14 protein-coding genes and 1 tRNA gene are annotated in these 16836 nt (G+C 46.6%); 8 read left to right on the top strand and 7 right to left on the bottom strand.

Translation table 11 applies throughout. The annotated features are described in order from the left end of the window. The first annotated feature begins 20 nt into the window (after window positions 1-20). On the top strand, window positions 21-2876 hold the full coding sequence (locus AC9UC2_RS06520) for a UPF0182 family membrane protein (protein ID WP_509526654.1): 2856 nt from the start codon (window positions 21-23) through the stop codon (window positions 2874-2876). Between the two features lie 141 nt (window positions 2877-3017). Beyond that, a tRNA-Met gene (locus AC9UC2_RS06515) sits at window positions 3018-3091 on the top strand. A 109-nt stretch (window positions 3092-3200) separates the two neighbouring features. On the opposite strand, the gene AC9UC2_RS06510 is transcribed toward AC9UC2_RS06515, so the two are convergent. From AC9UC2_RS06510 to aroA, 4 genes are read right to left on the bottom strand one after another with little or no spacing between them, the layout of a single operon-like run. Beyond that, the gene (locus tag AC9UC2_RS06510) at window positions 3201-5519 is read right to left on the bottom strand and encodes a heavy metal translocating P-type ATPase (RefSeq protein WP_509526652.1); all 2319 of its coding nucleotides are present in this window, start codon (window positions 5517-5519) and stop codon (window positions 3201-3203) included. A 24-nt stretch (window positions 5520-5543) separates the two neighbouring features. Further along, the gene (locus AC9UC2_RS06505) at window positions 5544-6341 is read right to left on the bottom strand and encodes an inositol monophosphatase family protein (RefSeq protein WP_509526650.1); all 798 of its coding nucleotides are present in this window, start codon (window positions 6339-6341) and stop codon (window positions 5544-5546) included. A gap of 12 nt (window positions 6342-6353) precedes the next feature. Further along, window positions 6354-7373 carry a ribosome small subunit-dependent GTPase A gene (gene rsgA / locus AC9UC2_RS06500; protein WP_509526648.1) on the bottom strand — a complete coding sequence of 340 codons (1020 nt, stop codon included), beginning with the start codon at window positions 7371-7373 and terminating at the stop codon, window positions 6354-6356. Next, entirely contained in the window at window positions 7370-8671 is a 1302-nt protein-coding gene (aroA, locus tag AC9UC2_RS06495; protein ID WP_509526646.1) for a 3-phosphoshikimate 1-carboxyvinyltransferase, read from the bottom strand. Before aroA ends, rsgA begins: the two co-directional genes overlap by 4 nt. Before the next feature lie 44 nt (window positions 8672-8715). On the opposite strand from aroA, the gene AC9UC2_RS06490 reads away from it, so the two are divergent. Genes AC9UC2_RS06490 through AC9UC2_RS06475 form a run of 4 tightly spaced genes read left to right on the top strand, consistent with a single transcriptional unit; the run spans window position 8716 to window position 10950 of the window. Next, window positions 8716-9459: an SOS response-associated peptidase gene (locus AC9UC2_RS06490; protein ID WP_509526644.1), complete on the top strand. Its 744-nt coding sequence runs from the start codon at window positions 8716-8718 to the stop codon at window positions 9457-9459. Window positions 9460-9476: 17 nt separating this feature from the next. Beyond that, window positions 9477-10082 (top strand): sigma-70 family RNA polymerase sigma factor, encoded by a 606-nt coding sequence (locus AC9UC2_RS06485; RefSeq protein WP_509526642.1) that lies wholly within the window; start codon window positions 9477-9479, stop codon window positions 10080-10082. Further along, window positions 10079-10534: an anti-sigma factor family protein gene (locus AC9UC2_RS06480; protein ID WP_509526640.1), complete on the top strand. Its 456-nt coding sequence runs from the start codon at window positions 10079-10081 to the stop codon at window positions 10532-10534. Before AC9UC2_RS06485 ends, AC9UC2_RS06480 begins: the two co-directional genes overlap by 4 nt. A 2-nt stretch (window positions 10535-10536) precedes the next feature. Then, window positions 10537-10950, top strand: coding sequence for a thioesterase family protein (locus AC9UC2_RS06475; RefSeq protein ID WP_509526638.1), 414 nt, complete (start codon window positions 10537-10539; stop codon window positions 10948-10950). 45 nt (window positions 10951-10995) lie between these two features. On the opposite strand, the gene sodN is transcribed toward AC9UC2_RS06475, so the two are convergent. Continuing rightward, complete coding sequence (sodN, locus tag AC9UC2_RS06470; protein WP_445822115.1) at window positions 10996-11385, bottom strand: superoxide dismutase, Ni; 390 nt, start codon at window positions 11383-11385, stop codon at window positions 10996-10998. Window positions 11386-11440: 55 nt separating this feature from the next. On the opposite strand from sodN, the gene AC9UC2_RS06465 reads away from it, so the two are divergent. Beyond that, window positions 11441-11776, top strand: a complete 336-nt coding sequence (locus AC9UC2_RS06465) for a S26 family signal peptidase (protein WP_509526636.1) — start codon at window positions 11441-11443, stop codon at window positions 11774-11776. A gap of 37 nt (window positions 11777-11813) precedes the next feature. On the opposite strand, the gene AC9UC2_RS06460 is transcribed toward AC9UC2_RS06465, so the two are convergent. After that, a complete protein-coding gene (locus AC9UC2_RS06460; RefSeq protein WP_509526634.1) occupies window positions 11814-15563 on the bottom strand; it encodes a multifunctional oxoglutarate decarboxylase/oxoglutarate dehydrogenase thiamine pyrophosphate-binding subunit/dihydrolipoyllysine-residue succinyltransferase subunit in 3750 nt (1249 codons plus the stop codon). Window positions 15564-15708: 145 nt separating this feature from the next. Here AC9UC2_RS06460 and AC9UC2_RS06455 point away from each other — a divergent pair, with 145 nt between their 5' ends. Continuing rightward, the gene (locus AC9UC2_RS06455) at window positions 15709-16428 is read left to right on the top strand and encodes an SDR family NAD(P)-dependent oxidoreductase (RefSeq protein ID WP_509526632.1); all 720 of its coding nucleotides are present in this window, start codon (window positions 15709-15711) and stop codon (window positions 16426-16428) included. A 15-nt stretch (window positions 16429-16443) separates the two neighbouring features. On the opposite strand, the gene AC9UC2_RS06450 is transcribed toward AC9UC2_RS06455, so the two are convergent. Next, window positions 16444-16821 carry a hypothetical protein gene (locus AC9UC2_RS06450; RefSeq protein ID WP_509526630.1) on the bottom strand — a complete coding sequence of 126 codons (378 nt, stop codon included), beginning with the start codon at window positions 16819-16821 and terminating at the stop codon, window positions 16444-16446. Window positions 16822-16836: the final 15 nt, after the last annotated feature.

Raw genomic sequence — 16836 nt, 5'->3', positions numbered from 1 at the left:
CGTTGCGCTAACTTTGCCCCATGACGAATAACCCCCAGTTTCAACGCCCATCCTTCCAAATCAAAGGCCGCAAGAGCCCGCTGGCAATAACGATTGCAATCCTTGTTGGAATCGGTGTTCTCTTCACGGCACTGAGCGGCTTCTACGCTGATTGGTTGTGGTTTAAATCTGTTAACTTCACAAACACCTGGTCAACAATTTTGACAACAAAGGCAACGCTCTTTGTTGTTTCAGGTTTGCTGACATCTGTCATTGTGATTTTCAATGTGCTGTTGGCATACAAGCGACGTCCGCTGTATGTACCTATGACAGTAGAGGCAGACAACCTAGAACGTTACCGTTCACAAGTTGAACCAATTCGTCGCCCAATCATTATTGGTTTAAGCATTGCGTTGTTCTACTTTGCAGGTACTGCTGGATCGCAAATGTGGAGCACTTGGTTGTTGTTTAGAAACTCAACTCCATTTGGTGTCAAAGACCCACAGTTCAACATGGATATTTCATTCTTCGCATTCCGTTTACCGTTCTGGCAGACATTGATTTCATGGGGTATCTCAACATTAATTCTTGCAATTCTTGCTTCAGTTGCTGTGCACTATCTCTATGGTGATATTCGTCTACAAGTTCAAGAGGATCGCACAACAGTTGCAGCTCGCGTTCAACTTTCAGTACTTCTTGGATTAGTTGTCCTGCTTAAGGCGGTTGCTTACTGGTTTGATCGCTACGCACTTGCACTAAAGGAAAGCCGTTTGATTACCGGGCTTACATTTACAGATGTAAATGCCGTTTTACCTGCTAAGGCAATCCTTGCTGGAATCGCAATTGTTTGTTCACTGCTATTTTTTGCAAACATCGTCCGTCGCTCATGGGTACTACCTGCAGCGGGAACTGCGTTATTAGTGGTTTCATCAGTACTGATCGCAGGCTTATACCCAGGTGCGATTCAACAGTTCCAGGTAAAGCCAAGTGAGTCTTCAAAGGAAGCTCCTTTTATCCAGCGCAACATTGACGCTACCCGCGCTGCATACGGCATCGATGATGTAACCATTAAGGATTATCAAGCAACAGTTGCGACAAACACCGGCCAGCTTGCAGATGATGCGGCAACAATTGCCAATATTCGCCTTATGGATCCAAATGTTTTGTCAGCAACATTTAGACAACTTCAACAAATTCGTCCGTACTACAGCTTTCCAGAGTCACTGGATATTGATCGCTACACAGTAGATGGCGTAAAGCGCGATGTAATCATTGCCGTTCGCGAGCTGAATATTGAAGGAAACCCATCACGTAACTGGATTAACGATCACCTTGTGTACACACATGGTTTTGGAATTGTTGCAGCATACGGAAATGACCGAGATGTAGATGGAAAACCAAAGTTCACAGTTGGAAATCTTCCTCCAACAGGAGCACTTGGTAATTTTGAACCACGTGTTTACTTCGGTGAAAACGTTCCAAATTACTCAATCATTGGTGGAGTAAAGACTGATACACCTGTTGAGTTTGATTACCCAGATGACACTTCACCAAATGGACAGCGTAACTACACCTACACAGGTTCTGGTGGCGTTCCAGTTGGTTCATTACTCAACAAAGCTATCTTCGCGTTGAAGTATCAAGAGCAGAGAATTCTTCTTTCTAATCTAATTAACAAGGATTCAAAGATTCTCTTTGAGCGCAATCCTCGTGATCGCGTTGCAAAGGTTGCACCATGGTTGACCCTTGATGGAGATCCATACCCAGCCTTAGTTGATGGAAAGATCATGTGGATTATCGATGGCTACACGACAAGTGCTGGCTACCCTTATTCACGCCAGAGCGTTCTTTCAAATGTAATTGCAGATATTACAAACTCTGCAACTATCGCTACTCAGCGAAATCGAACAGTTAACTACATCCGTAACTCAGTTAAGGCAACGGTTGATGCATACAATGGAACCGTCACCTTGTACGAGTGGGATGAAAAGGATCCAGTTCTAAAGACTTGGTCTAAGGCATTCCCAAATTCTGTTAAGCCAAAGAGCGAAATCTCAGCCCAACTTCTAGAGCACATCCGCTATCCAGAAGATCTCTTCAGAGTTCAACGTGACATCCTTAGCTCGTATCACGTTAAGACTGCAGAAGCTTTCTACGGCGGACAGGATTTCTGGCGCGTACCACGCGATCCATCAACATTTGGAGCTAACGCATCTGCGCAACCTCCTTACTATCTAACGCTTCAAATGCCAGGATCGCAGAAGCCTGCATTCTCACTGACTACTCCATTTGTTCCTCGTGGTGGTCGTGAGAACCTTTCAGCCTTTGCAGTTGTTAACTCAGATCCAGGTCCTGATTACGGAAAGATGACTGTTCTGCAGTTACCTCGTAATACAAATATTGCAGGCCCTTCACAGGTAGCTTCTAACTTCGAAGCAAAACCAGAAGTTGCAAACTCGTTGTCACTGCTTCGTCGCGGTGGCTCTGATGTTGTACTTGGAAATCTGCTGACACTTCCAGTTGGTGGAGGTCTCTTGTATGTACAACCTGTATATGTAAGGGCGACTTCAAATACCGCTGCTTATCCTTTGCTTCAGAAGGTGCTTGTTTCCTTCGGAGATCAAATTGGATATGACGACACATTAAAGGGTGCACTTGATCAGGTATTCGGTGGAAACTCCGGAACCGCTGCCGGTGGAACTACTGGTGGAACTACTGATGGAACTACTGGTGGAACAACCACAAACTCTTCACTTGCAAATTCTCTGGCTAGTGCAAAGCAGGCATATGCAGATGGCCTTGCCGCCCTTGCAAAGGGAGACTTTGCAGCATATGACAGAGCACAAAAGCGATTGAAGTCTGCACTTGATGCAGCGATCAATGCACAAAACAAGTAGTTGAAGTTAAGCCAGTAATTTATTCTTCACACTTAATGTGAAGATTGATTTATTGACTCTTTGAGATAAAGGCCAAGTTCATGCGGGCAATCGCATGGATTTGGTCTTTATCTATTGGTGCGCATAAGATTGCGCTACCGACGCGGGGTGGAGCAGCTCGGTAGCTCGCTGGGCTCATAACCCAGAGGTCGTAGGTTCAAATCCTGCCCCCGCTACTAGCAATACAGTGTTAAAAGTAAAAAAGGGTCCTCTTTATGAGGGTCCTTTTTGCTTGTCACCGTGCCTAAAAATTACAGGGGCATCGGAATACACAGTGCGTGAGAATTACTTGATACGAAGTGAGTTAGTAACAACCAGCACGCTACTTGCGGCCATAGCTGCTGCGGCGTACAACGGCGTTAGTAGGCCAGCTGCAGCGATCGGTAAGCCAATGATGTTGTAGACAAAGGCCCACCCCATATTCAGACGAATGATTTTTAGAGTCTTCGTGGAAAGTTTCAGTGCCGAGACAACGCTTCCTAAACCAGTATTCATCAAAGTGATGTCAGCACTATTGATTGCTGTATCAGTTCCAGTGCCCATTGCCATTGAAAGGTTTGCAGCGGTCAATGCTGCGGCATCATTGATGCCGTCACCAATCATTAAGACGGTGTGACCTTCACTCTTTAAGCGTTCTACTATTTCAAGTTTGGTTTCAGGCAGAGCATGGGAAACAACGTGTGCTTCATCGATTCCAACTGTTGCTGCAACATTAGCTGCAACCTCAGAGCTATCACCAGTTACCAGCCAAGGTGTGATTCCCATGTCACTAAGTGCTGAAACAGTTTGCGCAGCATCACTTTTGAGTTGATCGCCAACAGCAAAGACTGCAACTGCAACGCCATCCCAAGCAAGCACGGCAACAGTTAAACCAGCAGCTTGTCCCCGCTCGACCGCAGCTTTAATCTCTGCATGAAATTCAGTTGAGCTATGTGCAACAGCAGCAGGAGAACCGATAAGTACAACTGGAGATTGCGACAGAATTGATACACGCCCTGCAGCACCTGCACCAGGTGTCACAGAAAAGTCTGAAACTGCATACGTTGGTCTGGCACTATTTGGAATCGCAGACTTTGATGCGCTCTGAGCAAGTGCGTATCTGGTAATTGAAAGTGCTACTGGGTGATTGTTGAGAGATTCAATCGCTTGGGCAGAAGCAATAATGTGTTCAGAGGTAACAATGTCGGCAAAGGAGCGACCTAGAACCGCGCCTGCAGCGGTAGAGATAGTTGCTTCCTGAACAAGCATGACGCCTTCTGTAAGGGTGCCAGTCTTATCAAAAACGACGACATCAACTTTACGTGCAACTTCAAGGACACGTGGCTCGCGTAGAACAATTCCACGTGCTGCACCTCTGCCGGACGCGACAAGTAATGCAACGGGTGTAGCTAAACCAAGTGCGCATGGGCAAGCGATAACAAGAACAGTAATTGCGATAGAGATTGATTCAGTAAGTGTTGATCCCGTGTAGTACCAACCTACAAAAGTCGCAATTGCAAGAACAGTAACGATTGGAACAAAGACTGCGCTGATTCGATCTGCAAGACGTTGAATTGGTGCTTTAGTACCTTGTGCGCTGATCACCATTGCAGTGATACGTGCAAGTTCGGTATCGCTACCAACACGAGTTGCTCGGACAATCAAACGACCATTGTGGTTTACGGATGCTCCGATGACTGAAGAGCCTGGGCCAACATCTACCGGCTTGGTTTCCCCGGTAAGCATTGAATTATCAACCGCGCTTTCACCCTTTACGACGATTCCGTCAGTTGCAATTCGATCACCTGGGCGAACTTCAAACTCATCACCAATTTGTAACTGCTCAATTGGAACAATCAGCGGGAATCCCCCACGAACAATCGTTACCTCTTTACTACCTAGTGCAAGAAGTGAAGATAGCGCGCTGCTGGCTTTGGCCTTGGCACGAGTTTCTAGGTAGCGACCAAGAATCACAAAGAAAATAACTCCTGCAGCAACTTCAGTATAAACATCGCCTGCACCAGTTGAGTTGGCATAAATCGACCAACCAAATGCTGCTAACGAGCCCATTGAAATTAAGTTATCCATAGTTGGATGTTTTAGATTTTTTAGTGCAGCTCTGTGAATTGGGTAGGCAACAATTAGAACTACTGGAGCGCTCAGAGCAATCACTAGCCATGCAGTTGCTGAATACAAAGGATGTGGCAAGCCAGCGGTATCTAATAGATCATGAATCCACATATCTACTTGGTGGTGCCAACTCATGACCATAGAAAGTGCAACTGCTGGAATTGCAAAAATTGCTGCAAAGAAGAAGGCGCGGGCGGATTTCTTGCTGTGCAAAGCTACTGATTGCGCATCAACCAACAGTGATGCTGAATATCCAGCCTTTTCTACAATCTTGATTAAATCTTTGGCAGTGATTTCAGCGGGCGCCAAAATGTGCGCGGTTTCAGTTGCAAAGTTGATCGTTGCGCTGACGCCTTCAACACTATTGAGCGCTTTTTCAACAGAGTTCACGCAGGAAGAACAGGTCATTCCTTGTACCGACAAAGTTGTTGGTTCAAGCGGTGTATTGCTTGCCAATGTATTGCTTGCCTGCGTCTTGCCTGCCTCTGTGCTCATTGTCGCTCTCTTCTTCTGTGTCTACTACGGATTCAAGCCATTGATTACTGCGTTGTGCAGTACGCCATTTGTTGAAACACCACTTCCACCAAAAGGTCCGCTATGACCTGCAGTATTTGTAAATGTTCCGCCAGCTTCTCGAACAATAATGTCTAGGGCGGCCATGTCCCACAATGCCAGAGTTGGCTCAATTGCCACATCTACTGCGCCTTCTGCCACCAACATATGTGACCAGAAATCGCCGATACCGCGTGTGCGCCAAGCAACAGCAAGCAACTTTTGGAAAGGTTCTAAACGATCTCCCCAGCCAACAAAATCAGAATACGAAATCGATGCATCGTTAAGGGATGAAACCTTTGAAACAGAAATCTTCTTTTCATTCACAGTTGCGCCATGTCCCTTGGCGGCTGCCCAACGCCTAGCTAAAGCTGGCGCACTTGCAATTCCGACAATCACTTCTTCATTACCAGCTGCATCAACTTGCACCAGTGCGATCAATGTTGCCCACGTTGGAACTCCGCGCATAAAGTTTTTAGTTCCATCGATTGGATCAATAACCCAATAACGTCCTGAATTTCCTTTATCGCTTCCAAACTCTTCTCCAACTAAACCATCACCTGTGCGATGAGTGCTCAGCGCTTCTCGAATTGCAGTTTCAACTGCGCGATCTGCATCGGTAACAGGAGTGTTGTCGGGTTTTGTAGTAACAACTAAATCTTGTGATTGGTATCGGTCCAAAGAAATTGCATCTGCAAGATCAGCTAAAGCGTGGGCAAGGGCCAGATCATCAAGAATCTGCGCTGAATCATTGCTTGTACTCATAATGATGTGAGTCTATTCCACAGGCGTAATAGGTGCGTCCTTTACGGCAAGCAGCGAGCGAAGGCTTGCCAGGCGTGCAACTCTGTGGGGATTTGGGGTCCCATCTGGTGCTGCCCACGCGTCAAGTTTGCACGAGCTTTCAGCGTGAGAACAGTTGGATAAACAGTTAGCTGCAACTTCGGATAGATCGCTAAAAGCATCAACAATTCGCTGATTATCGATATGAGATAAACCAAATGCGCGAATGCCGGGCGTGTCAATGATCCAGCCATCGCTATCTACCAATGGCAGCGCAATTGCACTAGAAGATGTGTGGCGGCCGCGGCCAGTTGCTTCATTTACATCACCAGTTGCACGATTGCTTTCAGGCACCAAAGCATTAATCAAAGTTGATTTACCAACACCAGAATGTCCTACCAGAACAGAAATTTTGCCCTCTAGTACTTGATGCAGTTTTTCTAAATCTTTTTCACGTGATTGGCTTTTAATGGCGGTATGAATAATCTCGACATCCAAATCTGCATACTCTGCAAGAAATGCTGGCACTTTGCTTATGTCGGTTTTGGTCACAACAATCTTTGGAACAATTCCTTCAGTAAAAGCTGACACCAAGAAGCGATCAATTAATCCCCGACGCGGTTCGGGATTAGCCGCAGCAACAACAATTACTAATTGATCAATATTGGAAACAATTGTGCGTTCAACTTGTGCTGCATCATCAACAGTTCGACTTAAGGAATTGCGACGTTCCTGAACAGCAACGATTCGTGCAAGAGATCCTTCAGCACCGGACACATCTCCGACTAATGAAACGTTGTCACCAGTTACAACAGATTTTGGACCTAATTCGCGCGCACGCATCGCAGTGACAATGGTGCCATCTTCTGTAATACAGGTTTGGCGACCACGATCTACCGTTGTTACTAAAGCTGAAATTGCATCATTGTGTGAAGGACGGTCCTTGCTTCGCGGGCGGGTGCTACGAGATGGGCGAACGCGCGCATCTGATTCATCGTATTCGCGTGGACTCATACTAAAAGTGAGCTCCATAGTCCTGGAAAATCAGGAAGCGTCTTACGAGTTGTTGCAATGTTTTCTACTTCAATACCTGGAACAACTAGCCCAAGAACCGCGCCAGCTGTTGCTAAACGGTGATCTTCATAAGTATGAAAAACACCAGCATGCAACGGTGTTGGATTAATGTGCAATGCGGTTTCTTCTTCAACAACATTTCCACCTAAAGCATTGATTTCGCGAGTTAACGCGGCAAGACGATCGGTTTCATGCAGACGCAAGTGCCCGATCCCCCGTAAATTAGATGGTGAATCAGCAAGTGCAGCCAAGGCAGCAATAGATGGGGTTAATTCGCCAACATCATGTAGATCAATATCTATGCCATGAATCGTGCCGGTGCCTGTCAGAGTTAAGCCGGCATCACTGAATGAAACAGTTGCACCCATTGCAGTAAGAATTGATCGCAACTGGTCGCCAGGTTGAGTTGTTGTCTTAGGCCAATCTGCAATTGTCACACTTCCGCCACAAACCATTGCAAGTGAAAGAAATGGCGCAGCATTTGATAGATCAGGTTCAATCACTAAATCTTTTCCGTGCAATGCACCAGGCTTTACCTGCCAACTTTGGCTGGCTGAATCAATTTCTACAGTCGCTCCAAAATCACGCAACATATCTACAGTCATCTCGATATGCGGCATCGAAGGCAACAACCCCCCTTGATGTGTTGCAATGATTCCTTTGTCAAAACTTGGTGCAACTAAAAGCAGAGCAGATAAGAACTGACTGGATGCGCTGGCATCAATAGTTAATGCACCGCCCGGAATTGATCCGGTTCCATGCAAAGTTAATGGCAAGCTATAGCGATTATCGTATTCAATTGAAACTCCGAACTCTTCTAACGCCTTTATTACAGGGCCCAAAGGTCTTTCATATGAACGAGGATCGCCATCAAATGCAACTTCACCTGTAGCTAACGCGGCAAGCGGTGGCAAAAAGCGCATTACCGTTCCAGCATTACCAACATCGATCTTTACTCCACCACGCAAAGGGCTCGGGGTAACTACCCATTGCAACTCTGCATGACCATTTACTACAACTGACTTTTCTTCAATTCCAACACCTAAAGCTTTTAGTCCCGCCACCATCAATTCGCTGTCGCGAGAAACCAACGGGCGTCGCAAAGTTGATGGAGTGCTTGCTTGTGCCGCCAAAATAAGAGCTCGATTGGTAACTGATTTAGATCCAGGAATGACAACGCTGATATCAACTGGTGTTGCGCCGCGGTAAATCGCGGGCCAGTGGGCGTTGTTTGTCATCGCCTAAGTCTAACCTCTGAGCGCACCTGCGATACCCTTTAATTATGTGTGGACGTTATGCGCAAACGGCGGATATGCGCGAGCTTATGGAGCAGTTTTCAGTTACCGGAACCGCTCCCGAAAGTACATTGCCACTTAACTGGAATATCGCACCAACCAATCCCATTTACATCGTTCGAGCCAATGACAAATCAGGTTCTGATGCCGGAGAACAAAAAGAGTTGGCAATAGTTTCGTGGGGATTGATTGGGCCATGGCTGACTGACTTTCAAGAAGCTCGTGCTTCGCAATCTCGCGCAATCAACGCACGTAGCGAATCAATACACGAAAAGCCCACCTTTAGAAATGCATTTCGTGCCACACGTTGTTTGATTCCTGCAACCGGTTACTACGAGTGGGCAACTGCGTTAGGTAAGTACTCTCCCAAGCAACCTTTCTACATTTCTGCGCGGGATGGCAATCAACTTCCGATTGCCGGAATCTGGAGCAGTTGGCGGGCACCAAATGGTGGAGTCATTGAAACTGCGTCGATTATTACCCAAGAAGCTCAGGGCGAATTAGAAAGTATTCACAGCCGCATGCCTGTCTTTATGCCGCATGATCGCTGGGATGCATGGCTCAATCCCCGAAATACCGATGTGAATGAATTGAAATCCTTAATGGTTGTTGAGAACCCTGAATCAATCGTAAAGGCGCATCCGGTATCAAGTGCGGTCAACAGTGTGGCAAATAATGGAAAAGGTTTAATCGTGGAAATGCCTTTGGGAGAGCCAGAAACCCTCTTTTAGCGATAGTGTTTTAGGCGATGTCAACGGATCTAGTTAAAGAGAGCTCAGCGGATCGTGCTGTTCGCTTCGAGCGTGATGCACTTGCATTCACTGATCAATTGTACGCAGCGGCATTGCGATACACAAAGAATCCACATGATGCAAAGGATCTAGTTCAAGATACTTATTTAAAAGCATTTGCTTCTTTTCACCAATTTGAACCTGGAACAAATTTACGTGCCTGGTTGTACCGAGTTTTAACCACAACATTTATCAACACTTATCGCAAAGATCAGCGCCGACCACAACTAAGTTCAGGTGAAATTGAAGACTGGCAGTTAGCGAATGCTGCTTCGCATACAAGTGATCAAGGTAAGTCAGCAGAAGTTGAAGCGTTAGAGAATTTACCTGACAGTGATATCAAGCGTGCCTTGCAGGAAATTCCTGAAGAGTTTCGTATTGCCGTTTATTTGGCCGATGTTGAGGGCTTTTCATATAAAGAGATTGCAGAAATCGTTGGCGTTCCTGCTGGAACAGTTATGTCCCGTCTGCATCGCGGAAGAAAACAACTGCGCGAACGGTTAACAGAGTATGCAAAAGAACTGGGTTACTCCACCGAGAAGAATTCGGGGGCAAAATCATGAGTTTCAACGAGTTCTACAACAGCAGAAATTCTCTAGCGTGCAATGAAGTGCTTAACTCTTTTGTTCTTTTGGTAGAAGGAAGCATTGAGCAGGCGCAAATTTCTCTTATTGAAGTACACATAGCTACATGTCCAGCATGTGAGGCAGAACTGGCACACGAGCAAGCGATGCGTCAATTAATGCAAGATGCTCTACGCCGAACATGTAATGAAAAGGCACCAGAAGACCTGCATGATGCGATTTATCGCCAGATTCATGGGCAAATGACTGGAGCGTTTACTGAAGTTGTAACGCAATACAGCATGACTGAAATTTCAATTGAAATCGATGAGTTTGGCCAGATCGAGCACCGCGAAGTAACAATTGAGCACACTGAAGAGATTACATTTTTAACAGATGGCACAGATCCCAACGATCCACGTACTCAAGGCAATGATGGACAGGGGCGCTAAACATGTTGCCTGAGGATGAGGTACTTGGAGCGGTTGGATTTACCGAAATGGTGGTTCGCCCTGGTGATACATCTGTTGCAATTGGAATTGGTGACTTGCCGATCATTGCGCCATCACTGCTTATTAACTTAATGGAACATGCTGCGATCTTGTCGTTGGATCTTTATCTAGAGCCAGGTGAAACCACAATCCCAATTAGCGTTGAATTCATTTCATTATCACCGGCCGGGATCGGTGCATCGTTACGAGCAACATCTCGTGTTATTGAAATTAAAGGAAAAGAATTGACCTTTGAATGCGAGGTCTATGAAAATGAACGACAGATTGCTGCAGCTTTAGTAAAAAGATCAGCGGTGGAGCGAGTATCTTTCCTCGCCCGCACCGCTGCTCTTCACTTAATTCAAAACGATAAATAGATTCTTGCTTTACTCAATTGTTACTTGAGCAAGTAGAAAAACAAGCTAAGCTTTCTTAGTCGCCCAGAAAATTTCTGCAATCTCATCAATCTTTTTGATCAATGAATCTGCAACTGCAACATCTTGAGTTCCCTTTGTACCTGCAGCTCCTGCAAGCTTTGTTGCTTCATTAAACAATGAGTGCAACTGTGGGTACGCCTCGAAGTGTGGGGCCTTGAAGTAATCAGTCCACAGCACCCATAGGTGCTCCTTAACCTGATGTGAACGCTCTTCCTTGATCGCCACTGAACGTGAACGGAAATCAGCATCAGGATTTGCAGCGTACTTTTCCATGCAAGCCTTTACTGAAAGCGCTTCGATCTTCGCCTGTGCTGGGTCATAAACACCACATGGCAGATCGCAGTGTGCGTAGACAGTTGTCTTTGGTGCAAACATTTTTTCTCCCCTTAGTAACGCGGAATTGCCTCTTTATGGTGCGAGACTACCGCCCGTGAGCAAATTTGGCACAGTTAAGATCTCCGGATCTTCCATGGCACCCACCATTAATGACGGTGACTGGCTTCTGGTCTCTTGGTTTCCTGCAGGTCTTTCCCCGCTGGTCGCAGAGCGCATCCTGGGAAAAGTTGTAGTTGTGGAGCGCGAAGAACGTCCAGGAATTTTTCTAGTAAAGCGGTTGCAGAAATCTCATGGTGGCAATTTTTGGGTTCAGGGCGATAACGATGAAAGCACGGATTCACGTACCTGGGGATGGATTCCAGCCAATGAAATTGTCGGCGTCGCGTTACTGCGAATTAAGAAAACCCGAAACAAGACAAAGCGCAATTAAGCGCTCGTAGGAAACTACCTGGCTCTTATTTCACCAATTAGCGAGTAAAGGCTTCGAGCAATAACGCCTTCTGCTCATCTTCGTGCAAGTGATGGCTTCCAGTTGCTGGAGACGCTGTCGCTCGACGAGAAATTCGACGCAAGATGCGTTCGCCAAATCCATGACCACCATGTGCGTGCGAAGTGCGCAATGCAATGTGTGACCATGGGCCCTGGTTAGCAGGTTCATCTTGTACCCACAACAAGTTTGCATTTGGATGCTTGTTAGCTTCGGCAACCATTTCATCAATTGGTAGTGGATACAAAAGTTCAACGCGAACAATTGCGGTTCCGTTTTCGCCAAGCTTTGTGCGTTCAGCAACTAGATCGTGATAAATCTTTCCTGAACAGAAGATAACGCGTGATGCGTTCTGTACTGAATCATCACCGATAACTGGACGGAAGTGACCAGTAGTGAAATCAGATAGCGCAGATGCTGCAGCCTTGAGACGAAGCATTGACTTTGGAGTAAAGACAATCAGTGGGCGACGCGCAGGATTCTTTGCGTGCCAACGTAACAAGTGGAAATAATTTGCTGGACTGGCAGGTTGTGCCACAGTCATGTTCTGCTCGGCACATAGCTGCAAGTAACGCTCAATTCGTGCTGAAGAGTGATCTGGTCCTTGACCTTCATATCCATGTGGAAGAAGCAGAACAACGGATGAACGCTCGCCCCACTTCTGCAAAGCAGATGAAATAAACTCATCAACAACTGTTTGCGCGCCGTTGGCAAAGTCTCCGAACTGGCCTTCCCATAGAACTAGGGCTTCTTCGCGCTCAAGGCTGTAGCCATATTCAAAGCCCATCGCTGCATATTCGCTAAGCAATGAGTCGATCACAAAGAACTGATTTTCATCCTTGATCAATGCACGCAGTGGAGTCCACTCGTTTCCGTTTTCCTTGTCAACGATAACTGCGTGACGGTTAGAGAAAGTTCCACGTCGCGCATCTTGTCCTGCAAGGCGAATTGGGTGACCTTCTTGAAGCAATGATCCAAATGCCAACATTTCACCAGTTGACCAATCGATTGTTGCATCGTTTAGTGATTCAACGCGCTTTGCAAGCTGTGGAGTCAACTTAGGATGAACTGTAAATCCTTCTGGAACTGCCAATTGTGTTGCAGCAATTTCACGTGCAACATTTTCAGAGATAGCCGTATTTATTGCTTCTGCATTTGGTGCCACAGGTACTTTGAAATTCGCATCGTGCTCTGGCTCGATATTATTGACTGCAGCAAAGATTGATTCCAATTGCTCTTGGTAATCGCGAGCGATTCCATCGGCTTCTTCAGGAGTGATATCTCCACGACCAACAAGTGCTTCGGTATACAAAGTACGTGTTGAACGCTTTGCATCAATCAACTTGTACATCAATGGCTGTGTGAAGCTTGGCTCGTCACCTTCATTGTGACCACGACGGCGGTAACAGATCATGTCAACAACTACATCTTTGTTGAACTCTTGACGATATTCATAAGCCCAACGTGCAACACGAACACACGCTTCTGGGTCATCGCCGTTAACGTGGAAGACAGGAGCTTGAATGATCTTTGCAAAATCAGTTGAGTACTGCGATGTGCGTGATGCATGTGGTGAAGTTGTGAAACCAACTTGGTTATTGATGACAATGTGAATAGTTCCACCTGTGCGGTATCCGCCAAGCTGTGAAAGCTGTAGAACTTCAGCGTTTACGCCCTGGCCAGCAAAGGAAGCATCTCCGTGAAGCAAAATAGGCATTACAGAAAAGGCGTTCTTAACGTTCATGCGATCCTGCTTAGCGCGCACAATTCCTTCTAGAACTGGGTTAACTGCTTCAAGGTGTGAAGGATTTGCCGCTAAATAAATCTTTGTCTGTGCGCCAGTTTCAGATGTGAAGACTCCTGATGTACCCAAGTGGTACTTAACGTCACCAGAACCTTGAACTTGGTTCTCTGCATAATGTCCTTGGAACTCTTGGAAGATCTGTCCAGCAGACTTTCCAGCAACGTTTGCAAGAACATTTAAACGTCCGCGGTGAGGCATGCCGATGCAAACTTCATCAAGACCGCTATCGGCGGCTGCAGATACAACTGCATCAAGTAGTGGAATTACTGATTCGCCACCTTCTAGCGAGAAACGCTTTTGTCCAACAAACTTTGTGTGCAAGAACGATTCAAATGATTCTGCGCTGTTGAGCTTGCGCAAAACACGCAGCTGTTCTTCGCGAGGCAACTTGGCGTAACCAACTTCCACCTTGTTTTGAATCCATTGACGCTCTACTGGATCCTGGATGTACATGTATTCGACACCAACAGAACGGCAGTAAGAGTCGCGAAGGATTCCAAGAATCTTACGAAGTGGCATGAACTTCTTGCCACCAAATCCACCTGTAGCAAATTCGCGATCAAGATCCCACAGAGTTAGACCATGTGTAACAACATCTAGATCAGGGTGTGAGCGCTGTACGTATTCCAGCGGATCAACATCTGCCATCAAGTGACCAAATGTTCGGTACGCCTGAATCAACTGCTGAACGCGAGCAGTCTTGTTGATTTCTTCATCGCGTGTAAATGCAAAATCTTTTGCCCAACGAATTGGCTCGTATGGGATGCGAAGGGCAGAGAAAATTTCATCGTAGAAACCTTCTGCGCCTAACAAGTACTCGTGCATACGGCGCAAGAAATCACCAGATTGTGCACCTTGAATAATGCGGTGGTCGTATGTGCTTGTAAGAGTAATTACTTTGCTAACAGCCGAGTTTATGAGGGTTTCTTCGCTGGCTCCTTGGAACTCTGCTGGGTAATCCATCGCTCCAACGCCCAAAATCAAACCTTGACCCTGAACCAGGCGTGGCACTGAGTGAACAGTTCCGATTGTTCCTGGGTTGGTGATCGACATTGTTGTTCCTGCAAAATCTTCAACAGTTAGAGATCCGCCACGTGCTTTTTTAATTAGTGCTTCGTAGGCATTCCAGAACTGTGCAAAATCTAAATCTTCGCAACCCTTGACTGATGGGACAAGTAGCTGACGTGAACCATCTTCTTTTGCTAAATCGATAGCAACACCAAGGTTGATGTGTTCCGGCTTTCCAATTGCTGGCTTGCCATCAATTTCACCGAAGAAGGCGTTCATTTCAGGCATTGCACGAACAGCCTTGATCATTGCGTAGGCGATGATGTGAGTAAATGAAACTTTTCCACCACGACCTCGTGTCAGGTGATTGTTAATAACAATTCGATTATCAATCATTAACTTCGCAGGAATTGCGCGAACAGATGTTGCAGTTGGAACAGAAAGCGATGCTTCCATTGCTTGAACAACGCGAGCGCTAACTCCGCGAATTGGTTCAAGTGACGATGCACCTGGTGTGATCAAAACTGGGGCTGGCTTTACAACTGGATCTGCAGGAGTTGGTTGCGCAGTTGCAGATTCACGAACGATTGGTTGTGACACTGGCGCTGCTGCAACTGGTGCTGGTGCTGCTGCAACTGGTGCTGGTGCTGCTGCAACTGGTGCGACCGGTGCTGGCGCTGCTGCAGCAACTGGAGCTGGTGCAACGGGTGCAGCTGCTTTTTGTTGCGCCTTTGGAATTGGTGGAACACCCTTGCTTGCAGAAGAAGTTGATGCTGCAGAAGAAGTTGCAGGAGTTCCTGGCTTATTAGTTTTAAAGTACTCAACCCATGCAGGGTCTACGGAAGAAGGATCCTGTAGATATTGCTCGTACATTTCATCTACGAGCCAATCATTTGCACCAAAATCCTGTGCCGACACTGGCAAACTCCTTTTTGCATTGGTTACGCGGCCTAGCCTATCGGCCTAAGCCCGCATGAATAAACTCGATTTCCGCCTGTTTAGGCGAGATTGGCCACACTCATTTCGCCCTGCAAAGAGCTGGCATCTAGTCCACCCTTATCCCATGCCAACAGCGATAGTCACAGGTGCCAGCCGAGGTTTGGGCTTTGAAAATGCCAAGGGGTTAGCCGCACGTGGATATGACATTGTCATGGTTGCAAAGGATCAAAGCCGATTGGCGACAGCTCAGCAATCCTTGTCAGCCACATATCCAGATCGCAATTTTTCTACTTATGCCGTGGATCTTGAAGACTTAACTGCAACCCGAGCAACTGTCACTCAAATCGCAGCCGATCACTCTGCTCCAGATGTACTGATTCTGGCCCATGGAGTTATGAGCGAAAAAATGTCAAAGACATTGCGAACCACAGATGAAGAATGGCGCAGAGTAGTGGCGATCAATCTTGATTCAGTTTTTATTCTGGTCAACGGTTTAGTTCCATCCATGGCAGATGCCCGCAAGGGTCGAGTAATTATTTATTCTGCATGTCTTGGAAGAATGTCAGGGCCTGGAAATGCCGGAGGGCTAGCACCTTATCGAATTAGCAAAGCAGGAGTTAATGCAATGGTTAGAAACCTTGCACATGAAACTGGTTTAGGTGCGCGCGGACTGTTGGTAGATGCAGTCTGTCCAAACCATTCACGCACAGACATGGGCGGAGAAGATGCACCTCGAAGTGCTGAAGAAGGTGCGGCCTGTGCACTGTGGCTGGCAACTCGTGAGTTTAATGCTGGTGATGTAACCGGTGTTTTGTGGGAAGACAACCAGATTGTTGAGTGGTAACGCCAGCTTTAACTTCTAAAGATCAGTTGGAATTGCGCGCAACGCAGCAATAAGAGTTGCACCAGCAAGTGCTGCTAAAGGTCCTGCAACAAACCACAAGTGAGCTTCTACTTGATAAGAAACAACGCCGAGTGCGATTAAGTTAGCAAATACTGCAGCTGACCTACCGAAGTATTTGCCTCGTCGATAACCAATAGCCGCTGCTGCTAATCCCGCTGATCCAAGCAGTGCAAAAAGCAAAACTCCTAGAAGCGGCAGAATCTCAACATTGTCGTGAGTAAATGTCATCACGATCAGCCATAACGCCAAGCCTGCTATGACCGCCGCCTCAACAAAGAGTAGGGATGCCACTAGTGCGCGAGCTTTGGCTGCTTTGGCAGGATCTTGAGTCATAGGGATAAGGCTAAC

This window comes from Candidatus Planktophila sp. (assembly GCF_036734405.1).
GTDB lineage: Bacteria > Actinomycetota > Actinomycetes > Nanopelagicales > Nanopelagicaceae > Planktophila.
Note: the sequence above shows the minus strand (reverse complement) of the source record. Positions and strands in the feature narration are given on the sequence as shown.

What these genes read in the sequence shown, in the direction of transcription:
- aroA (WP_509526646.1), bottom strand. Translation starts at nt 8,671, where the DNA reads ATGACAAACAACGCCCACTGGCCCGCGATTTACCGCGGCGCAACACCA.
- AC9UC2_RS06510 (WP_509526652.1), bottom strand. Translation starts at nt 5,519, where the DNA reads ATGAGCACAGAGGCAGGCAAGACGCAGGCAAGCAATACATTGGCAAGC.
- AC9UC2_RS06455 (WP_509526632.1), top strand. Translation starts at nt 15,709, where the DNA reads ATGCCAACAGCGATAGTCACAGGTGCCAGCCGAGGTTTGGGCTTTGAA.
- AC9UC2_RS06485 (WP_509526642.1), top strand. Translation starts at nt 9,477, where the DNA reads ATGTCAACGGATCTAGTTAAAGAGAGCTCAGCGGATCGTGCTGTTCGC.
- AC9UC2_RS06490 (WP_509526644.1), top strand. Translation starts at nt 8,716, where the DNA reads ATGTGTGGACGTTATGCGCAAACGGCGGATATGCGCGAGCTTATGGAG.
- AC9UC2_RS06450 (WP_509526630.1), bottom strand. Translation starts at nt 16,821, where the DNA reads ATGACTCAAGATCCTGCCAAAGCAGCCAAAGCTCGCGCACTAGTGGCA.
- AC9UC2_RS06475 (WP_509526638.1), top strand. Translation starts at nt 10,537, where the DNA reads ATGTTGCCTGAGGATGAGGTACTTGGAGCGGTTGGATTTACCGAAATG.
- rsgA (WP_509526648.1), bottom strand. Translation starts at nt 7,373, where the DNA reads ATGAGTCCACGCGAATACGATGAATCAGATGCGCGCGTTCGCCCATCT.
- sodN (WP_445822115.1), bottom strand. Translation starts at nt 11,385, where the DNA reads ATGTTTGCACCAAAGACAACTGTCTACGCACACTGCGATCTGCCATGT.
- AC9UC2_RS06520 (WP_509526654.1), top strand. Translation starts at nt 21, where the DNA reads ATGACGAATAACCCCCAGTTTCAACGCCCATCCTTCCAAATCAAAGGC.
- AC9UC2_RS06480 (WP_509526640.1), top strand. Translation starts at nt 10,079, where the DNA reads ATGAGTTTCAACGAGTTCTACAACAGCAGAAATTCTCTAGCGTGCAAT.
- AC9UC2_RS06505 (WP_509526650.1), bottom strand. Translation starts at nt 6,341, where the DNA reads ATGAGTACAAGCAATGATTCAGCGCAGATTCTTGATGATCTGGCCCTT.